The sequence below is a fragment of the Candidatus Mycoplasma haematohominis genome, assembly GCF_902712995.1.
Taxonomy (GTDB): domain Bacteria; phylum Bacillota_I; class Bacilli_A; order Mycoplasmatales; family Mycoplasmoidaceae; genus Eperythrozoon_B; species Eperythrozoon_B haematohominis.
The window spans coordinates 44,346-68,527 of the sequence record NZ_CACTIB010000021.1; the positions used below are offsets into that span (position 1 = coordinate 44,346).

Here is a 24,182-nt window from a genome sequence, read left to right on the forward strand (position 1 = left end):
TCATCTGACACGTTAAACCGACCATTAATTTACAGACAAGTCTCTTGTTTTTAAGGAAAAAGCAACAACTAAGTCTTTTGTATGGAATAAAAGTGTTACAAACTTAAGAATAGATCGGTTGAAAAACTTAAACATATTTATAAGTCACTTCTTCAAATTTAAATAATGACACCACTTAAAGGAGCAGCTGTTGTAGGAGGTGGAGCAGTATTGGCGGCTAGTGGAGGATATGGTTTAAGTAGGCTTCTTGATGATTCTATGCCTAGTTATGTTGTTTTGTCTGAAGGGGCGCCAATTACAGAAGGAGAAAACACAGTAGGAAAAGCATATGGTAATTATCTGATAGCTCCCTATGGCAAAAAGGGAAATATTAATCCTGCAGATGCTTCCAATAAAGATAAAGAAGATAATGAAAAATGATGGACTTGATCTTATAAGAGATGACTTTATGATTTGGAGAATAAGAACAAAGATAATGCTTTAAGTACAGAATTTCAGGATAAATTAAAGGTAGGTTCTGCTTTTTCATTAACTGCAGTAGAAGACGGCAAACCTAAACCTTTGAATCAGGTGTGTGAAGGTGTTTATAAAAAGACAAAAACCGATGTGAGCAATAATTCAGATGAAAATAAGAAAAAGCTTTGAAACAACTTGTGAAAATACTGTTCTTTCTTTGCAACCAAAATAACAACAGTTGAGAAAAATGGGGATAGTTATGGAAATGGTGTTTATGGAACTACTAAGAAGGCAGGATTAATATCCGTTAAAGATTCAAATAATGATGTTTTTTGAAATAAAAGAAATGAGGAATTCTATAGTGATAAAGGAGATAAGAAAGGAAAAGATGCGTCTAACGGAAAATTCAAAGATGCATATAACAATAGAGATAGTAATAGAAGACACATTAAGGAGATTTGCGAAGTAGCTTATGACAAATCCTCTTCAACTGATGCAACTAATTATCCAGAGGGAGATGTTATTAAATTCTGTTCAATAACTTAGAGAGATGTCAGTAGCAAAAGCAGCCGGAGCTGCAGCAGTTGTTGTTGGGGTAGCTGGAACAGGTTATGGTGTTTCAGAATATTTGAGAAGACCTTATACACTTGCTAATTTTTTGTCTTCTACTAGCGATCAAAGCAAAAAGCGAGAATATGAAAATAAGTTAGGAGGCATAGAAGCGAATAAACATGTTTTTGTTGCAGATATGCCCGAGAATGAAAATTGATGAAAGAAAAGATTTGATGATTTAAGTCAGAAGAGTGTAGAGAAAAGCACTGAATTTAGTAATGTAGTTACTTATAGTTCTTCTGATCAAAAAGCCATTAATAAGTTATGTGATGCAGCTTATAAAAAACATGTTTCTTTGTTTTCTGATGATTCTTCTTCCGATGACAAAAATAAATATAAGAAAAATGTTGAGGCATATTGTACTTTATCTGGAGAGGCAGGATCAGTTGTATTAGGAGCTGAAGGAGTTCCTACTACTTTAAAGGGAGAGGATGATTACTCTGGTGCCAATAACAATAAATATGGTTTTAAACATGCAGATAAATTAATTTCTGTAGAGGCAGATAGGAATAAACCTTTCTGAGAAAAGAGGGTGGAAGAGTTGTCTAATGAGAGTGGTTTGACTATAGCAGAAGATGGATTCTTTAAAACAGATTTCAAATCTAAACTTGAGGCATATAAAAGCGCGAAGACGGAAGTTAATAAATTAAATGAAGCGGTAAAAGCTCTTAAAGATGATTGCAAAGCAAAATATTCTGATGAAACTAATTCAGAAGAAAATGATAAATCTAAATGAGCTGAGGTCTGGAAATTCTGTTCTGTTGATAGAAAAATACCAGACAACTTAAAAACTCAATAGATAATGTCACTTCCTAAATTAGCTGCTGGAGGAGGAGCGGTTTTGGCAATAGCAAGTGGAGGTTATGGAATAAGTACTTTATTTAATAAAGGGATGCCTGATTATTCTTCTATAAGCGAGACTACTGAAAAGGATAAATATGTGGATTCATATTTTGATTATTTTGTAAGTGCAGAAAATAATGATCCTTGATGAGATTGAGTTTATAAGGAAAGATATTCTTCAAAGGGACAGACTTCTCCCGGAAAAATGTTTGAAGGAGTTACAAGTGGTTCAGAAGGAAATAATTCTATAAAAGTTAAATGTGGAGATGTTTATGAAAAAACGAATAATGAAATAAATACTTCGGATACTGCGGAAAATTCTAAATATTCAGAAGCTGATATTTGAAGATATTGTACTGCTGTAAATAAGAAGCCAACTAATATTCCTTCAGAAGGAGAATCAGAAAAATATGATAATGGAACTTATGGAGCTACAAATAAAGGTAAATTAGTAGCTGTAAATGACGCAAGTAATGATTCTTTCTGGCAAGAACAACAAAGATTGTTTTTTAAGACAGAAAAAAAGAGCAATAGGTCTGGAGCGCATGCAAAGGGAACATCTGGCACCTTTTTCAAAGATTTATGAAATGCCAAAAAAGGAAGTTTAAAAGAGACTTGTAGGTTGGCTTATAAAGAGTTAGAAAACGCAACTGGCGCGGATAAAAAAGTACATAAGGAAGATTTGTTTAAGTTCTGTTCTTTAAAAGGAAAAGAATAATAAATTATGGATCCACTTAAAGTGGGAGCTGCAACGGCTGCGGTAGCAGTTGGAGCTACTGGAGCAGGATTTGGTATTTCTAGTTATCTGAACACTCCTTATAGTCTTTATAGTTTTTTGAATTCTAATGATGGTAAAGATTTAAAAGAAAGCTATAAAGATAAGTTAGGAGGGATAGAAAAGAATCAACATTTATTTGTTGCTGATACTAAGAAGAATGAGTGATGATGAAAAGCAAAATATCAGAAATTGAAAAATGAAGAAGATAAGAGCGATGAGTTTAAAAATGCGACCGATTATGATTCGCAAACGGCTAATAATACAAATGCAATAAATAAATTATGTGATGCTGCTTATAAAAAAGACAGTTCAGGTTTTACTACGGAAACAACTACTACAAATAATAAGACAACATACAAAAAAGATATAGCTAAGTATTGCTAAGATTCTTCTAAAGATACAGACATCACTTGGCCAACAACAGCTCCAGCAGCAGGTTAAATAAATAGATCTCTTGCAAGTAGAGATCTTGTGTTTTGGTAGAGTTTAAGAGCCATAAACAGGGTTTCTTATAATGTCTGTACAAAGAACAAAATTCTTTTAGAAAAATAGAAGATTTTTGGGGGTAGTAAGGTAGTTTATGGATCCACTTAAAGTAGGAGTAGCTTCTGGTGTAGTTGTAGCTGCAGTCGGTGGAGGTTTAGGTCTTAAGTTTATCTTGGATGGAAGAGTAGTTACTCTAGAGGGAAATAGTAGTTATTCTGGGGATGAAAATAAAACAAAAGTTGGTGGAAAATTTGCTTCTTTATTAGCTTCAGTTGATGAGGGTGTTAATGCGTCTTTCTGATCTGAAAGAGTACATAGTTTAGCTTCTAGACATGAAGAGTTGCAGATAAAAACTGATGGTTTTTTCAAAGATGCAAAAACTGAATTTGAAGCTTACAAGAAGGAATTAAAAAAAGAAAAAGCAGCTCGAGATGATTTAGAAGCAAAAGCTAAAAATGCAACTGAGAAAGTAAAAGAAAAATGTAAAGCTAGGTATGGGGAAGATACACCTATAAGCAATATTTCTGATGAAGATAAACCAAAGTGAAAAGAGTTCTGAGAGTTTTGTTCTGTAGAGGGAAAAGACAAAACAGACACTATGGTTAGTCAACCTTCTTAGATAATGAATCCAACTAAAGCAGCTGTAGCTAGTGGAATTGTTGTATTAGCTGTTGGAACAGGTTATGGAGTAAGCACTTTATTTAACAACGATATGCCTGAGTATTTTTCTTTAGCAGCGCCAGCTACTGAAAAGTATGTTTCAGGTTACAAAGATTATTTTGTTGATCGCTCTAAAGTAGAAAATAATGATTGGTGAAAATGAGTTCACAAGAATAGGTATTCTGGCAAGGCTCCAATAACTGGGAAGTTTGCTGGTCTTGAAAGCGGAGATGCCGAAGAGAAATCCATCAAGAAGGTTTGTGGTGAATTTTATGAAGAAGTGATAGCTAATGTTGAAACAACCGATGCTTCGACAGATGTAAATAAATATTTAGAAGCAGATGTGTGAACGTATTGTTCTGTTTTGGAGAAAAAACCTAAGACTATTTCAGAGGCGAACAGAATTTCAGATTACAGTACGACTGGCACTTACGGAAATGTGAAGGCTTCTAATTTATTGGATGTAGAACACGGAGATAATTCGTATTTTTGAAATTTAAAAAATGATGAATTCTTTGGTAGAAGCAAAAGAAAAGGAGCAACTTCTATTGAGTCTGATTTAACGACAGATACTTCAATATTTAAGGCGCTTTACGGGAAGTTCAAAAATAAGAAAGGATTTAATCCATATGTAGACACTGTAAAAAATACTTGTAAGGAAGCTTACTCAAAGAATATTAGCAGAGATAATACGGCACCTTCTGTAGAGGTGTTTAAGTTCTGTTCTTTAAAAGGGGAAGGTAGTTAATTAATGGATCCAATTAAAGTAGGCGCTGCTGTTGCAGCAGTAGGAGTTGGCGCAACAGGTGCAGGGTTTGGTGTTTTTAACTATTTGAACACTCCCTATAGTCTTTATAGTTTTTTGAATTCCGTTGATGGACAAGCATTAAAAACTAATTATGAAAATAAGTTAGGAGGAATAGTAGAGAATCAGAATTTGTTTGTAGCTAACACACCTAAAAATGAATGATGATGGAAGAAGAAGTTTGAGGAGTTTAAACATGAGACTATTAAAAGTACTGAATTTACAGATTTAACTGATTATGGTGTTGCGGAAGGCGATAGCAGTAAAGCTATAAATAAAGTGTGCGATGAAGCCTATAAAAAAGCATCTTCAGAATTTAATGGGGATGATTCAAATGGCAATAAAGTTAGATACAAGAAAAACATAGCTAAATATTGTACTGTTTCTTCTAATGAGATAGATATTACTTGGAAAACTTCTGTCTCTGATGACGCTTAAGTAAATGGATCCAACTAAAGCAGCTGTAGCTAGTGGAGTTGTTGCATTAGCTGTTGGAACAGGTTACGGAGTAAGTACTCTGTTCAACAATGTTATGCCGGATTATTCAGCTAGACAGAAGCCAGATCCAAGTGACGGAAAGTATGTTTCCAATTATCCAGATTATTTTGTAAATGCTGACGACAACTCAAATGATCCATGATGAGATTGAGTTTATAAGGAAAGATATCAATTAGATGTATCTTTAAGCAGTCCTATAAAACCGATTGCTAAATTTGAAAGCTTAAAAAGTGGATTTGAGATTAAAGGAATTTGTAAATCATCTTATGCAGAAAATGCAAGCGGAGGAAAAATTAAGCAAGAAATTTCCGCTGGCGGTGACGGAAAGAATGAGTATTTAGAAGCAAATGTTTGAAGATACTGTACTGCTGTAAATAAGAAGCCAACTGATATTCCTGATGCAGGTTCAACTGAATCATACAACTCAGGAACTTACGGAGCAGAGAATAAGGGTAAGTTAGCGGCTATAAATGATGTAAGTAATGATTCTTTCTGAAAAGAACAACAAAGATTGTTTTTTAAGGGAAGCGGAGGAAGATCAGGAAGTCAGACAACTGAGGAAAATGTGTTTAAGAATTTGTGAGACACCAAAAAGGGAAATTTAAAAGACACATGCAAGTTAGCTTATGAAACTACGAAAAAAGAAAATGATACAAACTTCAAAAAGGATTTATTTAAGTTTTGTTCTCTAAAAGGAACAGAAAGTTAATTATGGACCCACTTAAAGTAGGTGCTGCTGTTGCAGCAGTAGGAATTGGAGCAACAGGAGCGGGATTTGGTGTTTTTAATTATTTGAATGCTCCATATTCTTTAAAGAATTTCTTGGATGGCTCTTCAGAGAAATCTAGTGCGTATGAGGGCAAGTTGGGAGATATTGGAAATAATAAAGCATTGTTTTTAGCCAATATGCCTGAAAATAAAAAATGATGGGAAGAAAGGTTTAAAGATTGAAGCAAAGAGACTGAGAAGAGTACTGAATTTGATAATTTGAAAACTTATAGTACCGAAGTAAGTGATAACAAGGCAATTAACAACGTTTGCGACGCTGCCTATAAATTAGGTGTGTCTACTGCATTTACTTCAACTGATTCAGGCACCAATAAAGTTAAATACAAGCAAAACATAGCTAAATACTGCACAATATCTGGGAATGATGAAGGAATTACTTGAACTGTTGCAACTTCTTCGGGCGGTTAAAAAATTTAAGGCTTTGCTTCAAACTTGTCTTTTAAGTTGTTAAGGCTTGTTTTCAAAGTATCGAACATATCTGATTTAGCTCCCAAAAGTTTCTTTACCGCGGTTTGTTTTTTATCTAAAGCTCCAATTAATTTTTCAATACCTTCTTTTGCTTGTTTCATTCCCTCTTCACCTATTAATAGATCTGTAAGTATTTTCTCTGGATCTCCTTCATAACTACTAGCATCGTTTTTTATCTTCTCTGCATTCTTTTTAGTCTCTTCTACAAATTTAGATATTTCACTCTTCTTAACTGATCTTAGGTATTCAATGATCTCTCCTATTTGTTTATTGGTGAAATTACTGATTGTGTCTTGGAGAGATAAGAACATCTCTTTTATAGAACTTCAAAGACTTGAAGAATTACTGTCAGAAACTATACCCTCTATTTTTTGGACTCCTAATAAAGAATCACTGTCTGGACTTGCAGTTTCTTTTATTGAGTCAATAAGTATTTCATTTATATAGGGAAGTAACTTCTGGACTATACTTCCCAATTCAAACACGTAATAGTTAATAGTTTCGATTAATGAAAGATTCTTTGATAAGCCATTCTTAAAGTTTTCAACCCCCCCTTTAACAGAATTACTTCATGTATTTAGTGTTGTTAGTAACGGATTGCTGGTTGATAAGACTTCTTGACTTAGTTCTTGTTCTCATGAACCGTAAGCTTTAAATATAGAGTTTCCTCCTTTTCCTATTTCTTCTTTAAAGAATTTGGGTATTGTTTCTGTAAATACTGATGTAAATGGTTTTAAAGCTTCAGTTAGTTTGCTATCTGATGCTACCATTTTGTTTTGCCAGGTAGATACCCCTGCTGTAACAGCAGAAACACCTAATAATCCTATTGATAGACCTGCTTTTAGGGGAAAGCTAAATGCAGATATATGAAATGGGATTAAAAGTAATTGAGGCACAACTTTCTGGTTAGAGGGCTAAATATTTTACTTGTAAAAAGTTTATTTTTTTGAGAATTTTGTTTTTAAGTTTGTAAGTGTTTCAGATAAAGCTGTTACTTGATCCCCACTAACTCCTTTTATTCCATTTGTTTTGCGTCTTTCTAGTTGAGATATTAAACTGCTCAATACACTTTGAAATGCTTGTAAAGCCTTTTGACCTATAAAAAGTTCAGTCAATAGCTCATCTGTTTTGTCTTTATATTTTTCGGTATCTTTTTGGACTTCATCCGTATTTTCTTTTATAGTTTTTAAATATTCTGGAATTTCGTTCTTTGCCTTATTTCTAAACATATTAAGAACTTCATTAGCTTGAGAGCTAGTTATTTTTTCTATGGTGCCTGAAAGAACTTTAAATACACTTCTTAGTCCGTCAATACAATCATTAAATCCTTTATCTTCAATTATTGATTGTATTTTTTGGATTCCTATAGAAGCATTCTCTCCATTTTTTCCGTCATTTAATGCTGTTTCTGTTATTGAATCTATCAAGATTGTTGGAACAAACTCTATTACTTTTCCAACAATTGTTCCTAATTCAAATAGATAATAGTTAGCTTCTTCTGCTATTGAAGCAGTGGATTTGATTTGTTCTGTAGAGACAACCCCCCCTTTAATTGCACCTCCTCATGAGGTTACTTTTGTTAGTAGTGGGTTTTCAGTATTAAGAACATCATTTCCTATTACATCCTTTCAGTTTCCATATTCTTTAAATATAGATTCGCTTCCATCTCATAGGTTCTCTTTTAAAAATTTAGGAATTGTATCTTTAAATACATTTTTTACTTCTTCATCTATAGAAACATTTTGATTTTGTCAGGTAGATACTCCAGCTGTGATAGCTGATACACCTAATAGTCCTATTGATAATCCTGCTTTAAGCGGTAGGCTGAATGTAGCAGAGGAAGCAAAAGGGGCAACTAATAAGTGAGACACTATGAGGGACTAGATCCTTGATCTTTCTCTTTTAAAGAATCAATAGTTTGTTTTAGTTTTGATGTGCTTTGAATAAATTGGAATGTAGCTGCAAAATTATCTTTTTGAGCTATTAAATCATTCGCTCTTTCTTGTACGCTTGCCATTAGTTGTCTAATTAATTCTTCTATTTGTTCTTCAGTCATTTCTCCTGGTGAGCCTGAGGCAGGAGAACCTTGGTTTTCCCCTTTACCATCTTGTTGAGTGTTTTGTTGTGAATTTTCAGGTGGCGAGGTTTGTCCTTCATCTTGTTTTGACGATTCAGGAGCTTCTGTTGAAGGTTCTTTAGGAGATGGAGCAGTTTCTGTCTCTTGTTCTGCTTTTTTTTCTTCAGCAGGAAGGGGACTTGATCCTTCTGGACTAACCCCCCCCTTATTGTCGCCTTCTGAAGTTGTTGAAGACTGAGAACTAGGTACATTAGAGCCTCTTCCTTTTCCAGAACTACCACTGCTTCCTCCGCCACCTGAGGATCCTCCTTCAGATGGCTTCATTTTTATTTTGACTTCCTCTTCAATAAGCTTGTCTTCTTCATGCAGTTCAGGCATTTCTTCTAAATTCAATACTTCAATAAATGGCATATGAGTTTTAGGAGTGTTAGTTAGATATACTGTTGCCATGAAGGGACTGCCAATTCCCAGTACTGTTAGAAATAATTTAGCTAGATTCTTTAGCATGAGTAGATTGTGTTACAGAAATCTACGGGATTTTATTGGTTTTTACTTATATTGAATCTATGAAAGAAGATAATTTATTTGGAAATGACAGTATTAGGAAAGAATCTTTATCTATTATTTAGTATCTAATTTATGTTTGGCTTAGGTGCTGGCTATTTAGCAGGAGGAACAGCAGTTGGTGTAGTTGCAATTGCTGGGTTTATATATTTATTTAAATATGGAATTGATGCTTCAATTAAAGATTTTGAAAAGCCTATAGAACCTGGATTAAGTGATGATGGTGAATTAAGAAGAGAGTTTGATGAAAGAATGGATAGGGCAAGAGGAATAATAAATAAGAGAGGAGAAAGAGGAGCAAGTGCAACTATTACTGAGACTCATAAAGAAGTTAGAACAACTGAAGTAAGTAGATCAGGAAACTTATAGTTTCTTTAGGATCCTGGTTGACCTGCTGATTCTCCTGTTTCCAATTCAGACATACATTTATTAAATATTTCTATTTTTCTAATTAGAGTCAGGGTATTTGATAGTTGTAGATTCTGCGCGGATTGTTTGATCATATCGTCAAATAATTTTTCCATAACACAGACATCTTCTGTTGGTCTGCCGCCAGATGAATTGCTTCCTGATTGGGGTTGAGATGATTCTGTAGTGTCAGATTGTGGCGCTTCTTGAGATTTTGTTTCTGGAAGTTGACTAGGAGTTTCGGAAGGCTCGCTAGGAGGCGCAAGATCTTTTTCACCTGATGTGCTGTCTTGATCTTTAGATTTTTGTTCTTTTTCTGCTGAAGGTTCCGGAGAAGTTCCATTTGCTTCCCCCCCCTTATCGCCTTCTGTACTTGATGCTGGAGTTCCGGAACCATCTGCGCCACTTTCTCCATTTCCGTCGCCACTTCCTTCTCCAGCATTTGGTCTTTTAAATTCAACTGCTTCTTCAATAAGTTTGTCTTGTTCATCAAGTTCTGTCATTGCTATTATTTCTAAGCTTTCTAGAAAAGGAGTAGGTGTTTTATGCTTGTTTGTAAGGTACATGGTAGCAATGAAAGGGCTGCCAACCCCTAACACACTTAAAAGTAATTTACTTATATAGCCAAACATATTTCTTGTTCTTTTCTATTAGTAAATTTAGTTTGCTTTATCTTCTTCTGGAACTTCATCAATACATTTCTTAAGTATTTCTACTTTTCTAGTTGTCTGAAAAGCATTAGAAAAACCTAGGTTTTTATCAGAAAGTTGAGTCAAAGATTCTATTAGTAAAGCTATATTTTCGCATGGATTTTCTGAATTTCCTGTTCCTCCAGATTGTGATGATGAATTCATAGTTCCCGTGTTTTTTCCTTCTTCTCCTGTTTCTGGAGTTGAAGGAGCTTGTTCTGGTGGAGTTTGTGGTGAATCTTTTTGATTTTCTTGTGAGTCTTTACCACCTTCTTCATCTGATTTATCTTTAGCTTCTACTGTTTCTTGTTCTTTACTTTCTGCATTTTCTTTTGTTGATTTTTCTTGTTTATCTGTATCCCCAGTTTGAGATGCTGAATCATCTGTAGGAACAGAATCAGTTGAAGAATTGCTACTTTGTTCTCCATCTTGACTTCCGCCAGAACCGCCCGATGAAGAGCTGTCAACACCAGCAGCACTTCCTGCTTCTCCATTTCCATTACTTAAGGGCGCATGTTCTTCTTCATTAACTTTAGGTCTAGGAAGAAAAGCAATATCTATTTCTATTTCTTTATTTAGTGTTTTGTTTGTGTTAGTCAACATCATGCTAGTTGCTGCTGCTCCAGGAACAGAACAACAAGCTAAATACTTAAGTAATGTTGATTTTTTCATCAGGAAATCTGCATGCTTATGAGCTTTTATCTTCTGGTAATTTTGAAATGCAACTGCTTAGGGTATTTACATTTCTATCTATTCTTAAAAATTCAGAAAAATTACTTACATTTTGTGAAGGGCTGCTAGTTAGTTTTGCTATTAGGTTTTGTATGTCTGCGCAAGGATCAGAACCTTCTCTTGAAGTAGTAGATCCTGAAGGAGATGATTGACCTTCTGCTGGCGTTTGACTCTGTTCTTGTGGAGGTTGTTCTGGACCAGTGGCGCTTGAGTCTTCTGTTGTTTTTGCTGTTTCTTCAGTCGTTTCAGCTTGTTTTTCTGATTCTTGTTCTTTTCCTTTATCTTCAGCGTCATTTTTATCTTTTTCTTTATCTCCTTTCGTAGTAGTTGATTCATCAGCTTGTTCTCCTTTGCCATCGGCAGTATCAGATGGATTACTTCCTGTTCCTGCATCTCCTCCACCTCCTGCTTCACCACTACTTTTCCCTCCATCACCTCCTACAACAGCTGCTCCATCCCCGTTTCCTTTTCCATCGCTTATAAATACTTTGTCCTCTTCTGGAACTTTTACTATTTCTTTCAGTGTTAGTGTTTCTTTAAAAGGATTAGGTTCTTTAGGAGTATTAGTTAAGTAAACAGTAGCAATAAATGGACTACTGATTCCTATAAGGCATAGAAGTAGCTTAGATATTTGTTTGATCATGAATTCTTATATAGAGTGAATTGATTAATCTTTCTTTTGTTATTTTTCTTAGAAGTTTTGCAAATGAACTTATTTATTCTCTGTTAGTCAAAGTATTTGAAACCTCAGTAGAAATTTTCTAATTTATTCTTTGATTATCTCCTATTTATATTTTTTTTAATTTTTAATCGCTGTTGATGATTTAATTTTTAAGACTTTCGCTTTCTTTTTGTTTTATACATTGATTAAGAGTGTTCATATTTCTACTTAGTTCCATTAATCCAGAAAATTCGACTTCTTGTTCGTTTATCTTCTCTACTATTTTTTGAATATCCTTGCAAGGATCTACATCAGTTGCTCCTGGAGAGCCAGATTGTTGACCTGTAGAAGATGGTTCTCCTTCTGCTTGTGGTTCAGGGGGAGATGCTTCTTGAGCTTTTTGTTCATCGCCTTGATCTTTAGGATCTGTTTTACTACTTTTATCTTCAGTAGGTTCACTAGGAGGCGCCAAATCTTTTTCTCCTGATGCGCTTTCAAGATCAGTTGCTTGATTTGTTGCTTCCTGATTTTTCGGTGGCGTATCAGAATCTCCATCACTTCCCCCCCCCTTATCTTGAATGCCTGAAGTAGCACTTCCTGGATCACTATGACCTGTTCCTCCCCCTCCGCCACTGTTTCCAGAAGAACTTGTTGACATTCTAATTATCCCTCCCTCATCCATAAGCTTGTCTTCTTCAACAAGTTCTGTCATTTCTACTATTTCTAAACTTTCTATAAAAGGATTAGGTGTTTTATGTTTGTTTGTAAGGTACATGGTAGCAATGAAAGGGCTACCAACACCTAGAACACTTATTAGTAGTTTGCTTATATAACGAAACATATTCTTATGACGATTTATTAATAGTTTTCTTCTTCTTTATTTATATGGATGAGTACTAGAAAGTCCTAAGCTTTTATCAGAAAATTAATCTTCAGATTCTTGCATTTTTGTATTGAGACTTTGAATTTATAGTTTCGTTATTTCTAAGACATATCTTCATATCTTGTTTATGTATAGGAGGAATTGTTAGTTCTTACTACAAGTTTTAAAAAACATTTATTTGTTGTCGATTTAACTTTGTGCTTGCGCCTCTCCTTGTTTTTCAATACATTGTTTAAGAGTACTTGCATTCCTAATTAGCTGCGCTATGTTGGAAAAGTCGCTGTTTTGTTTGTTTATTGTGTTTATTAGACCTGTCATATCTTCACATGGATCTTTTGCATTAGATTCTGATGCAGAACTAGATTGAGTTTGATGCGATGCAGCTTGTGAATCGGTTTGTTCTGCCACAGAATTTTGACTTTCCTGCTCTGGATTAGATTTTCCTTCTTCTTGGGAATCGCCAGGTGCTTCTGGACTTTGTTTTGCTTTTGGTTGAGGGGCAGCATCAGGTTCTTGACTAGTCGCCGGAGGAGAACCAGGATTTCCATCCCCCCCCCTTAATATCGCCACTTTCTCCTGTAGCTTTTGCTCCAGATCCTACAGAATTGGCAGTACTTCCTAGGCCGCCACTATCACTCGCCTCACCTCCTCCGGAATGGCCTTTTTTAACTTTTATTTGAGCCACTGCTTCTTCAATAAGTTTGTCTTGTTCGTCAATTTCTGTCATTTCTAGTATTTCCAAGTTTTCTAGAAAAGGAGTAGGAGTTTTATGTTTGTTTGTAAGGTACATAGTAGCTATAAAAGGACTACCAACTCCTAAAACGCTTAGAAGTAGTTTTCCTATGTAACCAAACATGTTTTCTGTATTGTTTTGTTAAATAACTTATTGTTCTTTAGTTTCTTTTTTTGGTTCTCTGAAAATATCTTGAAAGTTTAGTAAGAATACTTATTTATTTTTTGTTTTTTTAATCGTTGATATTTATTTAACCCTTTGCTTCTGAAGCTGTGCTTTTTTCAATACATTGTTGAAGGATGCCTGTATCTTTAATTAGTTTCATTATGTCGCCAAATTCACCTCCTTGAATAATTATTGCTCCTATCAATAGTGTTATGTTTAAACAAGGATCTGGATCGCATCCAGGTGTTGGGTCAGTTGTAGATTTACCAGGCTCTCCTTCTGTTATTTGTTGATTTTGTTGAGCGTCTTCTGGTTGACTTGATGAATCTGCTGGATCAAGTTTTTTTGCTTGTTCTTCACTATCAAAAGTTGATTCTTTTGATTTTTCATCAGATGTACTAGTAGAATCTTGATTTTCTTTTCTATCGCCTTCTGTGCTTGTTGCAGTACCTGAATTATCTTCTGTTTGAGGTCCTGCGTTTTTTTCTTCAGAAGCTTTTTGCCCTGTTGATGGAGAAGATGAACCTGATTGGTTAGATGTTCCAGGATCACCAAGGACTTCGCCTGTTCCATGCCCCCCCCCTAAACCTTCAGAAGGCTTTGTAATAATTTTTTCCTCTTCAAAAATCTTGTCTTCTTCTTCAATTTCCACCATTTCTAGTATTTTTAGGGTTTCATCAAAAGGATTAGGCGTTTTAGGCGCGTTTGTAAGGTACATAGTAGTCACAAAAGGACTACCTATACCTAAAACGCCTAATAGTAGTTTTCCTAAGTATTTTCACATGGTAGTTAATTTCTTTTAGTAACTTTTTTTGATTATTTCTCCTCAATACATTTTTTGATAGTTCCTATATTGTTGTGAAGGGTTGGAATATTAGAAAAAATAGTTCCCTCATTAGATAAGTTACCAACGGTCACGAATAATTCATTTAATTTTTCGCAGGGATCTATGCTCTCTCCTTTATTTGGAGAAGAGTCAGTTGATGGAGAATTATTATCTTCTGGTTTTTCTTTTTTTGTTTCAGATTCTGTTTCTTTAGTTTCAGGAGGTGATTTTTCTTCTTCAGGAGGAGAGCTTTCTGGATTTTTTTCTGTTTCTTGTGAAGGTTCTGAACCTTGACTTTTGCCACCGTCTCCTTCATTTTCCTTTTGTTCAGGACTTTCTGGTTTTTTAGATGTATCAGTATTTTCAGTAGGTGAATCAGTAACACCAGATGATTTATCTGATTGACTTCCGCCATTTGGCATAGGACTACCTTTGCCAGCTGCAAGACCAGTTCCTCCTGTTCCTTCACTATGAGGCACAAGTTCTTTTTCGTTTGCTTTAGGTCTTGGCAGAAAAGAAATATCTATTTCTGATTGCCTATTTAGAACTTTGTTTTTATTGGTTAATAAAACAGTGGTTGTTGCTGATGCAGGTACGGTAGCGCCACTTAGAAGCTTTAATAACTGGGATGCCTTCATGGGAAACCCAGTTATTTTTTAACTTGATGTGTCTTCTGAGTTTTCCATTTTTTCCATACAGTGTTTTAGTGTTTCTACTTGTTTATTTATTTGATGTACATTTTTAAAACTGTCTGTATCTACCTCTAAGTTACTGCTTAGCGCCTTTATCACATAATCTATATCATCGCAAACATTTTCATTTTCTTCGGAGCTGCTAGTCATTGAATTATTTTCTTGTGGAGCGTTTGATGATTCATTGCTGCTTTGAGGAGTTAGTATTTCGTCGACTGTATTTTCTACAGAGCTATTTTCATTATCATCTTCTTCTTCAGTAAATTCTTCTGTTTCTGATTCATTTTCCTCCGATGAGGCAAAAGAGTCTTCATCATTACTTGCGCTTGTCTGATCGTCACTTGATGATTCTTCTAATTGGGTTGTTTCTGTTTCAGAAGAATCGTTTTCTGATTCAAGCGCGTCGTCTTCAGCAATATCTATTTGAGTACTTGAAGTATCATCTTCAGATTTATTACTTGATTTATCTGCTTGTCCTTCCGATCCAGATCTTTTTCCTTTTCCATTGACATTAAATGGAATAATTTCAAGTTCTTCTATATCTGGTCTGTTAATAAATTCAACACTTATGTCTAATAATTTGGAAGCGCTTTTATTGGCATTAGTCAGTAATACAGTTGTAGCAAGAACAGAAGAAGCTGTGATAGATGCTGCTAACTTTAAAAATCAAGATATTTTCATTTAACTGCTGTGTAGTTAATTATTTTTTAATATAAATTTAGTTTATTGTTCCTTTATTTTTTGCAAACATACGTTCGCTACATTTAAGTTTTTATCTAGATGTTGGAGATCAACAAAGCCAGTTGAACTGTTTGTTAATTCAGTTATTAAGTTTTTTAAGTCTTCACATTTATCTTCTTCTGTTTTTGAGGCAGATCCTGAAGTCGATGATGCTTGATTGTTTGCATTTTCTGTTTGATCAGTAGTTTCTTGTGGACTTTCTGGTTCTGGAGATTGCGCTTCATTTTCTTTAGGAGGTTCAACAATTTCTGGCTCTTTTGTTTTTTCTTCAGCAGAACCGCCTTCTTCTCCTGTTGATTGTTTTTGAGTATCTTGTTTTTCTGTTTTGTCGTCAGATTGTCCTCCAGTAGAAGGAGGAGTTTCTGCAGTTCCATTTCCTCCGCCAGGTGTTCCTTCTTTACTCTTTTGTCCTCCATTACCGCCTATTTCAACATCATTCCCTGCAGCAGCACCCTTACCTCCTTTTCCATTACTTTTAGGAATCGGTTCAGGTTCTTTTACTATTGGTCTAATGTTGAAATTGATAGTTATGTCTTGTTATTTTTTGAGAAGTCTTATTTGTTCCTGTTAATAGTATTGTTGCTGATAAGGAAGAGAAGCTGGCTATTAGTATTAATAAATTAATTAATCCAGATAATTTCATTGATTATTGGATCTTTTAAGTGAGTTATTTCTTATTGGTTAGTTACAAATATCTGAATCTTTAGTTTTTTTGTTAAAAGTTTTGATTGTTTTTCAAAAGTTAGTAATGTGTTTTTGTGGTATTTGAATATTGTGGTTAATTTATTAAGCAAGTTGAGTTAATAATTTTGTTATATAAAGTTTCTAGTCTGTTTTATAAGTTAATATGGCGCTAGTTAGATTGGTATTTAAAAGAATAGGTGGTTAGTTTACTATTTAATTTATGTGGTATTCTTTATTTGGAGTAGTAATCATGGTTGTAGATAAGTTGATATTTAAGAGCAGTGCTCTTATTAGGTTGTGAGTGATACTTGTGATCATTCAAACTGCATTCTTTGCATTCACAGCAATAATTGCTGCAGCTATGAAACCTATATCTGCTACTTGGTTGTGAGAGTATTTAACACTTACTAAGTATTTCCGAAATGGGACTAGTGATAGAGTTCTATCTTTTGCTGTAGTTTGACTATGTGTTAATTTGATTATTACTTGTTTTGATTTCTGACTTAGCTATACAGTTCATGGAGAAGCTATTAGATCTTTAAATAGAACATGTAGTTTTAAGGAATCTAATATTCTGAATAAGATGAGAAAATATCTTACTTTTATACTTGTGGGATTATTGGTAGCTTTATTTATGCAAATACTACATGGAGTTCTTTGGTGAGTAACAGGAGGAGCAGTTCTTGTTTTCAAATACTTTTACTTTAGAGAATTAGAGCATCTTAAAAAATTGGTTAATTCTTAAATAGATAGTCTATTTATTCAGTTCTTTATTTAAAAGCAGGCAAAACTCTTTCGCGTGCATTTAAATAACATTTCAGGACTTGTGTATGGTCTACTTTTTGTTGCTACTGTTGGTGGAATAGCAACAGGAGTTCAACTTAGGACTAAGCACTCTACTATAAAGGAGAAGTTAATAAATACTGGGTATTTTGTTCCTAGTGATGATGACAAGATATGGGATGTTTTGTGAAAACAGTATGATCATGATCTGAATACTGCTCCTAAGATAAAGAGGTTGGAATTGTCTAGATATAGGAATAAAGATACATTTTTTAGATTTTGCAAGGAGATGTTGAATACCTATACTAGCTCTGTTAATGCAGGCGTTTATGAAAGAGATGTTAAGAATTGATGTGTGTTGTCTTATTAGTTGTTCGAATTTATAATTAGGGGAAGAATAAGTATTGGGGGAGTACTTATGAAAATTACTAGAGTTTCAGAGGAAGAGTTAGCAAAAATAATTTTTGACGAACTTTGTCCAAAAAAGTTTTTTAAAGGTGATGAACAGATTAAGGAGCGTTTTGTTGAGCACTTTGATAAGTTAAATAAAGTTCCAATTTTTGAGAAAGAAGTAGCAAAAATAGTTGTTTTAGAAATACTGGAGGATAGATTTTTAATTAAGAATGAGAAGAAAGTTAGATTGGATTTTTTTGAACCTTTATTCAGAGATTTATGTCCCTATGAAATAGAGATGAAGAGAATTAGATCTAAATAGCTTTTTGTTTTTTATGGTTTTTAAGATTTGACTCATGTTTTTTCCATTCGTTTGCCTTGCAGAAAGTAGTTGAAATATATTCTCTAGATTTACCCATTAGACTCAATTTTTCTAGTATCTCTTCTCTAGCTTTTATTTTCTTTTTATGACTGACTTCATTTGAAATCTCTATATTTAAAGCTTTGCTTATTTCTCTTAACTGATTTAGATAACTATCACTAGCTAATATTGAAGCTAGCGCAATTGATCAGAATTGATTTTCTCCTGCTACTTGACAGAAGTAATCTATTTTGAATTGTCCTGGAGCTTCATTCTGATTGAAGTATTTGTTTTGTCTATTCTTTTTAAAGAAGTTAGGAAGTATGTGAAATGTAAAACTGTTCTCTAACTTATAGTGAAGTAAGCTATGGATTTCTGCTAATGCTTTGCGTATATCTCCTCCATGTTTCTCTGTTAATTCATTACAACTCTTAACATCTACATTTGCAATAACGAAATCTTTTCCTTCTTCAAAGTGTTCTTTAATTTGTGAAGAAATATTCCTTATTTTTTCAGGATCTAGTTCTTTTGAATCTTTGATTTCCTTGCATCATTCATGTTTTTGTAGGGCTTTTATATTTTGTTTATTTAGGCAAAATGCAGCAACTGCAAATCCTCCAAATAAACCACCATGGCCTGATTCATCAGAACCAACAGAGGAGCATTGATTTCTAATATTTGGGCATCCCACATTTATTAAAGACCTCTTCTTGATTTTTCAAAAAAATTCATTCTCCTAAATAGACAATCGAAGGCTGAAAAGTTGAACTTTGTGCCTTCCTTTTTAAACAAATTATCCAATGAGTCGCTTTCTAATATTTCTAATATTTTTATTCTTGAAATTTGATAATCATATGCAGGCACTCTTAAGTTTGAGTCAAAGTGAGCGATAAATCTATCTTTCACAGTTAATTTATTGTTAAAAACGATTGTGTCAAAGCGAGATAAATCTTCGCTTGATAGACAGTCATCGAATATTAAATCTGCTAAGTCTAGAAGACTTAATCATGTGTCAAGCATTGTTTATTTAGGCGCGCAAAGAAAATAACCCTGAACGTTAATTTTATTTTTTTAAAGCTTTTTATTTATGGTTCTTTTTAGGGTATTTATTATTTTTTTATTGTTATTTTGATCTCTACTAACTTGTATATTTTTAAATAATTTAAGGTAATAACTTTAGCCTTTTGTATTGTAGTTTTTTGTCTACAAATTGTTTGGGATCAAATAGAGGATATTTATTTTCCTCTATTAATCTTTCTATGTATAGTTCTACGGCTAACATGCTTCTTACATCATTCTCACAATAGGTGTACATAAATTCTTTATTTTTATTTCAGTTGTATTCATCTGTTTTAGGATCAGTTACTAGTGCTCTGGAGAGTAGAAGAGATTGAGCCATTACACCATTTTGACACTTTGTGATATCTGAGTAGTTCTTAATCTCTGTTTTTATTGCTATATCCTGAGGAATTAAGGCATTTACTTTTTTGATACTGTGAAAACCTTTTAGTTTTTTATGGATTATGTGAGGATTGTTACCAAAGGTAAATCAGTTGGCTAAGTCAACAGTTCCGTCTATTATTGAGATAACTTTTTGTTTATATTCATCTTCTTGTATTAGTTCAGCCATTTCCTTTAGTCTTGTATTTTCAAAGGATTGGTTGTATACTATGTAGGCTACATTGGGTTCATCTACATATATGGCATCTATTATTTGTTTGAATGAATTTATTGATAGTTCTAGGGGATCAATTATTAAGTTTGTTGTTGGTTTTACTTCTACGTTATCTATTGTTTTTATGAGGGATAGTTGAAGCACTATTTGCATATAGGGTTTAGTGTTTTCTAGGTAGGGGAAAGGAAGAGAGACGCTTTCAAAATCGTAGTAGACCTTTATGCGTTTCTTTTTTAGGAATTCATATTTTTCTATTGCTGCTTCAAATACTATGTAGTCTTGGTCTTTAGGGAAGCCAGGTATGAACTTTAAGTTGGATGTGTACTCTAGAAAGAATTTTTGTTTTTCTGGATCTTCACTGTATCTATCTAAACATATAAGTGTTTTGTCGAAGGGTAGGATGTTGTGAGCTTGAACGAATTCTGGGAATATTTGTTTGACTATTGACTTGTAGTGGGCTGAGGATGGGGAAACTATTTTCTTTTGATTTCTTAAGAAGTTGTCTGATAGGGTGTTGAAGCATATATCTCTGTTTTCATGCTCTTTGAATTTAATTAGTCTTTCTATTGCTTTTTCTGGTTTAGTTATTGGATCATCTTCTATTTCTTCATCTCATGGCTCATTGTTTATGCATGCAAATTCTTGTTTAGTGAATATTTGTTCATAGAGGGAATCTTGGTATTCAATATCTAGGTTAAATAGGGTATTTATATTCTTTATCTTTTCATCTAAGGGATCTGTTGGAGCTCTTACTTTGGATGTATAAGGAAGCGAGTTTCCTATTTCTACTATTAGTTCTTTATCTGGAGAGGGTTTTCTGGATAGATAGGTTATTAGGTATTGGTCTATTTTTAGAGAAGTTAGGTGTTTAGTGAAGAAGTGGTTGTAGAAGATGAATGTTCCTAAGGATTCTTTTTTTAGGCTTGAGGATCAGAAGTGTTCTATTAGGTATATTTTGTTTTTGTATTTGAATAGGGCAGTAGGTTTGATTTTTAGTTTTCCTGATATTAGTGTTGGTTTATAGAAGAATACTGTTTCTCTTTTAGGGTCTAACAGTGTATTTACTATGTAGTCTGTTTGGTCATTTGCTATAGATGAGTGTGAGTAGAAGGAGAGAGTAGGTAATTTGAAGTATTTCTTGTAGAAGTCAGTTATTTTTTGATCCTTTAATTTATTTAGTTTGTTGGTGTTTTCTACGAATACTGAGTCTTTGGCTTCTACTATTTCTCTTAGCAATACCATTTGGTCTTGTAGAGCTAGGTTGTATAGTTCTTCCTGTTTTTCTTCTGATTCAAAGAAGTTTTCTATTTCTTCTGTTATTAAGAATCAGTATTGGCGGGGGTATTTAAAGTAGTTGATGAATTCATTTTTTGTGATGAATCACTCTTTCTTATTCTTTTTGGCTGAGATTAGATTTATTAGACCCAAGGCTTGTTTTGTGTTCTATAGAACTTGTTTAACAGATATATCTTTACATAGTTATTTGACTTATATTTAATTTTTGGATTTCCTAAATTTAAGTCTATATTTTTTGATTTTTTAGAACCTTCAAAAAGCCCATGAATAGCGGACTTTTTCGGTTTTCCTATAATCACTAAAAATCTTTAAGAAATTGATATGTCAAAACCAATGATAATTGCTTCTGTGGCATCTATAGCTACAGCTGGTTCATTTGCTACTGCATATGTTTTAGGTGTGTTTGATAGGGATACTTATTTGAGTTGAGCTCTTAAACAGAATGAGAATAAGAAATATGTTGGAAGGGACTTGAAAGAGATTGGGAAGATTGTTGCTGTGGACAATTTTGAAACTGATTATTGAAAAAATATGGAAATTTTGCCGGGAGAGAATCCTGCTAAGCCAACTTTTAAAAAAGACGGGGAAGAGACGCACGCATTAGTTTCTGCTTGGTGTGTATCTGTTGCTGATACGGATTTAAAGGTTGTTTCTATTGATAGTCTGAAAACTGAGGAAAAGAAAACTTGAGATGCCTTTAATGCTGCTTGCTTTAAGGACAAGACATCTTAATTCAGAAATATGACTATTCAACCGCAAACAGTTATAGGTGGGGTTGCTGCAGTAGCTTTAGTAACTGCAGGAGGTTTTGCAACCTGGCATTATTTATTGAACAAGCCTGGTGGTGATTACTATTTGTATGCTCTTGAAGAAGGAAGGGAGTATGTGAGTGATAGTAGGGAGAAAGTTAAGTTTATGTTTTTAGGAAATAGTGATTTTTTTAGTAATTTGGATGAAAATTTCGATGAAATGAAGAAGGTTAATGAAGTTTTTATTTCAGGAGATTTGACCAGGGAAGAGGCAAAGAAAGTACGCGACTCCGGAAATCCCAAGTTGAATGAATTTGCAGATTATGTCTATAGGTGATGCGCGCATGTAGCTAGAGAGAAGGTTGAAGGGGCAAGAAAAGGTGATGGGACTTGAGATGAAAGTAAGTTTCAGGATTCAGTTCTCAAGTGAAAAGCTTTTAAAGAACAGTGCACCGTTGAAAAAAACAAGACTAAGTAATAGATCTTGTTTATTTTTGATTGTTAGATTTAGAAATCAGTTAGCTTATGAAAAAGAAGTTGGTTGCAGGAACGATTGTGGTTGGTATAGGCAGTTTACTCGCTGCCCATGCAGCAGGCGCTTTTAGGAGTAATACTTATTTGAGCTTAGGTAGCAAACTAGAGGATCATGTATATGTTGGTGGCGATGTTGAGAAGATAAGAGGTTTGTTAGATTCAAATAGTGAGAATTCTTATAAGGCTTTTGTAAAAAAGACTCATTGAGAAAATATGAAAATCGAACATTTGATTGTTAATGCTGGTATTTCAAAAGAAGGAGATCCAACTACAAACGGAAAAGAGGAAGAGGTTTTTAAATTTATTTCTGCATGATGCACTTCTATTTCTAAAAGGAAGTTAGATGCTGTTCCGGTTGAAATTGACAGCGAAGAAAAGAAGGTATGGGACGCATTCGTTTTTGCTTGCTTTCTAATTAGGGATCCTGTTTTTGTTGCCTAAGGAATAGAAATCGTTTGTTTAAGATATTTTTCTAATTTTCTATGAGTTTAAAAATCTACTCTTCGTAGTTTGGAAATAATCCGGAAAAACAAAATTTAGCATCACTCTTAATAGTTCTTCACTCTTAAAATCGCTGTTTTAATTTCACTAAGATATGTCAACTCAAACAATAGGCGCCGCAGCAGCAGGAACAGCAGTAGTTGGAGGTGGCGGAGCATTAGCAGCTTATGCGGCTGGAGCTTTTAGTTCTAAAGTTGAAGAGCAGAAACAAGAGGAAAGCAGAGGCACTTATAGAACGTTAGTTGGGCTAGATGAATCTATGAAAGGGAAGGAATATATCGGTAATAGTGAAGATGAAATTAAAAAACTTTGAGCAAATGAAGATTACAGAGCCGAATTGAAAAAGACTCATTGAAAAAACATGGAAAAAAGAGATATTTCTGAGAAATCAGCTCCTATAAAAACACATGAAGATCAGTTTGTTTTCACAACTAAAAAAAATGAAGTTGCAAGGTACATATCTACTTGATGTCAATCAATTTCTGCGAAAGAGTTGAGTTCGATTCCTAAAACTGGGGAAGTAAATCAAAAAACTTGAGAAGCATTTAAATTTGCTTGTTTTAAATAAAAGGTAGCACAGTAATTTATGTCAATTCAAACAGTAGGAGCTGGAGTAGCGGGTACAGCAGCAATAGGCGGAGGAGGAGCTTTGACCGCTTACGCAGCCGGAGCTTTTAGTTCTAAAGTAGAAGAACAGGAACCAGAGAGAAGCAGAAGTACTTATAGAACGTTATCTGAATTAGATGAATCTATGAAAGATAAGGAATATATAGGAGACAAAGAGAACGAAATTAAAGAGCTTTTAAAAGATGACACATCCTATAAGACTCCCTTAAAAGAAAAACATTGGGACAATATGTCAAAAAAAGACATTCCTAGACATTTAGTTACAACACAAACAGCTACAGGTCAATTTGGTTTTGCAAATAAGCAAAATGAAATTGCGAAATATGTGTTTTCTTGATGTAAAGCAGTTGCAGAAAAAGAATTGAATTCAGTTCCTGTAAATGAAACAGGACAGGAGAATAAAGGTTACAAAAGGTGAGAAGCATTTAAATTCGCTTGCTTCAAAACAAAAGCTGGCGTAGTTACTTAGCTAGTTTATGCCAACACAAGCAGTAGCTGGAGCAGCTGCCGGAGCGGCATTGCTGGGCGGAGGCGGCACTCTTGCAGCTTATGCTGCAGGCGCTTTTAACACTAAATGAGAAGATACTACTTTCGAAGAATATGCGCAGTCTTTAGGGAAACTTAAATATTTAGGAGAAAGCAGCACAACTTTAAATACTCCACCTACAAAAACTAATATAGAGGCTAAGATTGGCAATGCCACTAGCGGCGGAGGTTATAGAGATGTTTTAAAGGGTAATTGAGATCATATGAAAAAAGAAGATGTTGCAGAAGAAGAAAAGAATAAGAGACCACAAGATTCAAAAGATGTGTTATTTCCTGCTAGCGCTCAATCGTTAGATAAAAAAAGCGAAATTGCTCAATGAACGGAGGCTTGATGTGGCGCTATTGGAAAAAAAAGAGTAAAAGCAAAGATTAAAGTAGGTGATGATACAAAATGAAACAAAGAATTTTTTAATAGAGATGATTCTTGAAAAGCATTTAAAGAAGTTTGCTTAACAGCTACTCCTTAA

35 protein-coding genes are annotated in these 24,182 nt (G+C 34.1%); 20 read left to right on the top strand and 15 right to left on the bottom strand.

Translation table 4 applies throughout. The features are described 5' to 3' along the window. The first annotated feature begins 165 nt into the window (after window positions 1-165). The 9 genes from H6411_RS03970 to H6411_RS04010 all read left to right on the top strand — a co-directional run bounded on the left by H6411_RS03970 (window position 166) and on the right by H6411_RS04010 (window position 6,335). Entirely contained in the window at window positions 166-1,002 is an 837-nt protein-coding gene (locus tag H6411_RS03970) for a hypothetical protein (protein WP_216083348.1), read from the top strand. A gap of 4 nt (window positions 1,003-1,006) precedes the next feature. After that, window positions 1,007-1,867, top strand: coding sequence for a hypothetical protein (locus H6411_RS03975; RefSeq protein ID WP_216083349.1), 861 nt, complete (start codon window positions 1,007-1,009; stop codon window positions 1,865-1,867). A gap of 3 nt (window positions 1,868-1,870) precedes the next feature. Beyond that, the gene (locus H6411_RS03980; RefSeq protein WP_216083350.1) at window positions 1,871-2,629 is read left to right on the top strand and encodes a hypothetical protein; all 759 of its coding nucleotides are present in this window, start codon (window positions 1,871-1,873) and stop codon (window positions 2,627-2,629) included. Between the two features lie 6 nt (window positions 2,630-2,635). Continuing rightward, the gene (locus H6411_RS03985) at window positions 2,636-3,073 is read left to right on the top strand and encodes a hypothetical protein (RefSeq protein WP_216083351.1); all 438 of its coding nucleotides are present in this window, start codon (window positions 2,636-2,638) and stop codon (window positions 3,071-3,073) included. 196 nt (window positions 3,074-3,269) lie between these two features. Then, window positions 3,270-3,794 carry a hypothetical protein gene (locus H6411_RS03990; RefSeq protein ID WP_216083352.1) on the top strand — a complete coding sequence of 175 codons (525 nt, stop codon included), beginning with the start codon at window positions 3,270-3,272 and terminating at the stop codon, window positions 3,792-3,794. A 3-nt stretch (window positions 3,795-3,797) separates the two neighbouring features. Beyond that, complete coding sequence (locus tag H6411_RS03995) at window positions 3,798-4,583, top strand: hypothetical protein (protein ID WP_216083353.1); 786 nt, start codon at window positions 3,798-3,800, stop codon at window positions 4,581-4,583. 3 nt (window positions 4,584-4,586) lie between these two features. Continuing rightward, a complete protein-coding gene (locus H6411_RS04000) occupies window positions 4,587-5,078 on the top strand; it encodes a hypothetical protein (RefSeq protein ID WP_216083354.1) in 492 nt (163 codons plus the stop codon). Between the two features lie 4 nt (window positions 5,079-5,082). Further along, window positions 5,083-5,847 carry a hypothetical protein gene (locus tag H6411_RS04005; RefSeq protein WP_216083355.1) on the top strand — a complete coding sequence of 255 codons (765 nt, stop codon included), beginning with the start codon at window positions 5,083-5,085 and terminating at the stop codon, window positions 5,845-5,847. 2 nt (window positions 5,848-5,849) lie between these two features. Further along, complete coding sequence (locus tag H6411_RS04010; protein WP_216083356.1) at window positions 5,850-6,335, top strand: hypothetical protein; 486 nt, start codon at window positions 5,850-5,852, stop codon at window positions 6,333-6,335. Between the two features lie 5 nt (window positions 6,336-6,340). Here the strand turns inward: H6411_RS04010 and H6411_RS04015 are convergent, their stop codons facing one another. The 3 genes from H6411_RS04015 to H6411_RS04025 are packed head-to-tail and all read right to left on the bottom strand — an operon-like array spanning window position 6,341 to window position 8,922. Continuing rightward, entirely contained in the window at window positions 6,341-7,291 is a 951-nt protein-coding gene (locus tag H6411_RS04015; protein ID WP_216083357.1) for a hypothetical protein, read from the bottom strand. A gap of 42 nt (window positions 7,292-7,333) precedes the next feature. After that, on the bottom strand, window positions 7,334-8,266 hold the full coding sequence (locus H6411_RS04020; protein ID WP_216083358.1) for a hypothetical protein: 933 nt from the start codon (window positions 8,264-8,266) through the stop codon (window positions 7,334-7,336). After that, on the bottom strand, window positions 8,266-8,922 hold the full coding sequence (locus H6411_RS04025) for a hypothetical protein (protein ID WP_216083359.1): 657 nt from the start codon (window positions 8,920-8,922) through the stop codon (window positions 8,266-8,268). The genes H6411_RS04020 and H6411_RS04025 overlap by 1 nt, the downstream gene beginning before the upstream one ends. Before the next feature lie 189 nt (window positions 8,923-9,111). On the opposite strand from H6411_RS04025, the gene H6411_RS04030 reads away from it, so the two are divergent. Beyond that, window positions 9,112-9,405 (top strand): hypothetical protein, encoded by a 294-nt coding sequence (locus H6411_RS04030; protein WP_216083360.1) that lies wholly within the window; start codon window positions 9,112-9,114, stop codon window positions 9,403-9,405. Window positions 9,406-9,410: 5 nt separating this feature from the next. On the opposite strand, the gene H6411_RS04035 is transcribed toward H6411_RS04030, so the two are convergent. The 9 genes from H6411_RS04035 to H6411_RS04075 all read right to left on the bottom strand — a co-directional run bounded on the left by H6411_RS04035 (window position 9,411) and on the right by H6411_RS04075 (window position 15,506). Next, a complete protein-coding gene (locus H6411_RS04035) occupies window positions 9,411-10,076 on the bottom strand; it encodes an ICP22 family protein (protein ID WP_216083361.1) in 666 nt (221 codons plus the stop codon). A 27-nt stretch (window positions 10,077-10,103) separates the two neighbouring features. Next, window positions 10,104-10,805, bottom strand: coding sequence for a hypothetical protein (locus H6411_RS04040; protein WP_216083362.1), 702 nt, complete (start codon window positions 10,803-10,805; stop codon window positions 10,104-10,106). Between the two features lie 16 nt (window positions 10,806-10,821). Continuing rightward, window positions 10,822-11,508, bottom strand: coding sequence for a hypothetical protein (locus H6411_RS04045; RefSeq protein WP_216083363.1), 687 nt, complete (start codon window positions 11,506-11,508; stop codon window positions 10,822-10,824). 181 nt (window positions 11,509-11,689) lie between these two features. Next, window positions 11,690-12,367 (bottom strand): hypothetical protein, encoded by a 678-nt coding sequence (locus tag H6411_RS04050; protein ID WP_216083364.1) that lies wholly within the window; start codon window positions 12,365-12,367, stop codon window positions 11,690-11,692. Window positions 12,368-12,598: 231 nt separating this feature from the next. Then, complete coding sequence (locus H6411_RS04055) at window positions 12,599-12,979, bottom strand: hypothetical protein (RefSeq protein ID WP_216083365.1); 381 nt, start codon at window positions 12,977-12,979, stop codon at window positions 12,599-12,601. After that, the gene (locus H6411_RS04060; protein WP_216083366.1) at window positions 12,927-13,265 is read right to left on the bottom strand and encodes a hypothetical protein; all 339 of its coding nucleotides are present in this window, start codon (window positions 13,263-13,265) and stop codon (window positions 12,927-12,929) included. Before H6411_RS04060 ends, H6411_RS04055 begins: the two co-directional genes overlap by 53 nt. 127 nt (window positions 13,266-13,392) lie before the next feature. Beyond that, on the bottom strand, window positions 13,393-14,091 hold the full coding sequence (locus H6411_RS04065; RefSeq protein ID WP_216083367.1) for a hypothetical protein: 699 nt from the start codon (window positions 14,089-14,091) through the stop codon (window positions 13,393-13,395). 32 nt (window positions 14,092-14,123) lie between these two features. Next, window positions 14,124-14,771, bottom strand: a complete 648-nt coding sequence (locus H6411_RS04070; protein ID WP_216083368.1) for a hypothetical protein — start codon at window positions 14,769-14,771, stop codon at window positions 14,124-14,126. 18 nt (window positions 14,772-14,789) lie between these two features. Further along, a complete protein-coding gene (locus H6411_RS04075; protein WP_216083369.1) occupies window positions 14,790-15,506 on the bottom strand; it encodes a hypothetical protein in 717 nt (238 codons plus the stop codon). Between the two features lie 217 nt (window positions 15,507-15,723). On the opposite strand from H6411_RS04075, the gene H6411_RS04080 reads away from it, so the two are divergent. The 4 genes from H6411_RS04080 to H6411_RS04095 all read left to right on the top strand — a co-directional run bounded on the left by H6411_RS04080 (window position 15,724) and on the right by H6411_RS04095 (window position 17,748). Continuing rightward, window positions 15,724-16,137 (top strand): hypothetical protein, encoded by a 414-nt coding sequence (locus H6411_RS04080; protein ID WP_216083370.1) that lies wholly within the window; start codon window positions 15,724-15,726, stop codon window positions 16,135-16,137. A gap of 333 nt (window positions 16,138-16,470) precedes the next feature. Beyond that, the gene (locus H6411_RS04085) at window positions 16,471-16,995 is read left to right on the top strand and encodes a hypothetical protein (protein ID WP_216083371.1); all 525 of its coding nucleotides are present in this window, start codon (window positions 16,471-16,473) and stop codon (window positions 16,993-16,995) included. Window positions 16,996-17,049: 54 nt separating this feature from the next. Next, complete coding sequence (locus H6411_RS04090; protein WP_216083372.1) at window positions 17,050-17,403, top strand: hypothetical protein; 354 nt, start codon at window positions 17,050-17,052, stop codon at window positions 17,401-17,403. A gap of 48 nt (window positions 17,404-17,451) precedes the next feature. Continuing rightward, entirely contained in the window at window positions 17,452-17,748 is a 297-nt protein-coding gene (locus H6411_RS04095) for a hypothetical protein (RefSeq protein WP_216083373.1), read from the top strand. On the opposite strand, the gene H6411_RS04100 is transcribed toward H6411_RS04095, so the two are convergent. The 3 genes from H6411_RS04100 to H6411_RS04110 form a co-directional block, all read right to left on the bottom strand. After that, a complete protein-coding gene (locus H6411_RS04100; RefSeq protein WP_216083374.1) occupies window positions 17,741-18,478 on the bottom strand; it encodes a ribonuclease H family protein in 738 nt (245 codons plus the stop codon). The two genes, H6411_RS04095 and H6411_RS04100, sit on opposite strands and share 8 nt — an antisense overlap. 5 nt (window positions 18,479-18,483) lie before the next feature. Then, entirely contained in the window at window positions 18,484-18,807 is a 324-nt protein-coding gene (locus H6411_RS04105) for a hypothetical protein (RefSeq protein WP_216083375.1), read from the bottom strand. A 142-nt stretch (window positions 18,808-18,949) separates the two neighbouring features. Further along, complete coding sequence (locus H6411_RS04110) at window positions 18,950-20,890, bottom strand: DUF2779 domain-containing protein (RefSeq protein ID WP_246307752.1); 1,941 nt, start codon at window positions 20,888-20,890, stop codon at window positions 18,950-18,952. Window positions 20,891-21,079: 189 nt separating this feature from the next. Here H6411_RS04110 and H6411_RS04115 point away from each other — a divergent pair, with 189 nt between their 5' ends. The 6 genes from H6411_RS04115 to H6411_RS04140 all read left to right on the top strand — a co-directional run bounded on the left by H6411_RS04115 (window position 21,080) and on the right by H6411_RS04140 (window position 24,182). Continuing rightward, the gene (locus H6411_RS04115) at window positions 21,080-21,490 is read left to right on the top strand and encodes a hypothetical protein (protein WP_216083376.1); all 411 of its coding nucleotides are present in this window, start codon (window positions 21,080-21,082) and stop codon (window positions 21,488-21,490) included. Window positions 21,491-21,499: 9 nt separating this feature from the next. After that, window positions 21,500-21,985 carry a hypothetical protein gene (locus H6411_RS04120; RefSeq protein WP_216083377.1) on the top strand — a complete coding sequence of 162 codons (486 nt, stop codon included), beginning with the start codon at window positions 21,500-21,502 and terminating at the stop codon, window positions 21,983-21,985. A 47-nt stretch (window positions 21,986-22,032) separates the two neighbouring features. Continuing rightward, entirely contained in the window at window positions 22,033-22,482 is a 450-nt protein-coding gene (locus tag H6411_RS04125; RefSeq protein WP_216083378.1) for a hypothetical protein, read from the top strand. Between the two features lie 154 nt (window positions 22,483-22,636). After that, a complete protein-coding gene (locus tag H6411_RS04130) occupies window positions 22,637-23,110 on the top strand; it encodes a hypothetical protein (RefSeq protein WP_216083379.1) in 474 nt (157 codons plus the stop codon). Between the two features lie 18 nt (window positions 23,111-23,128). Then, a complete protein-coding gene (locus H6411_RS04135; protein WP_216083380.1) occupies window positions 23,129-23,638 on the top strand; it encodes a hypothetical protein in 510 nt (169 codons plus the stop codon). Between the two features lie 7 nt (window positions 23,639-23,645). Then, entirely contained in the window at window positions 23,646-24,182 is a 537-nt protein-coding gene (locus tag H6411_RS04140; protein ID WP_216083381.1) for a hypothetical protein, read from the top strand.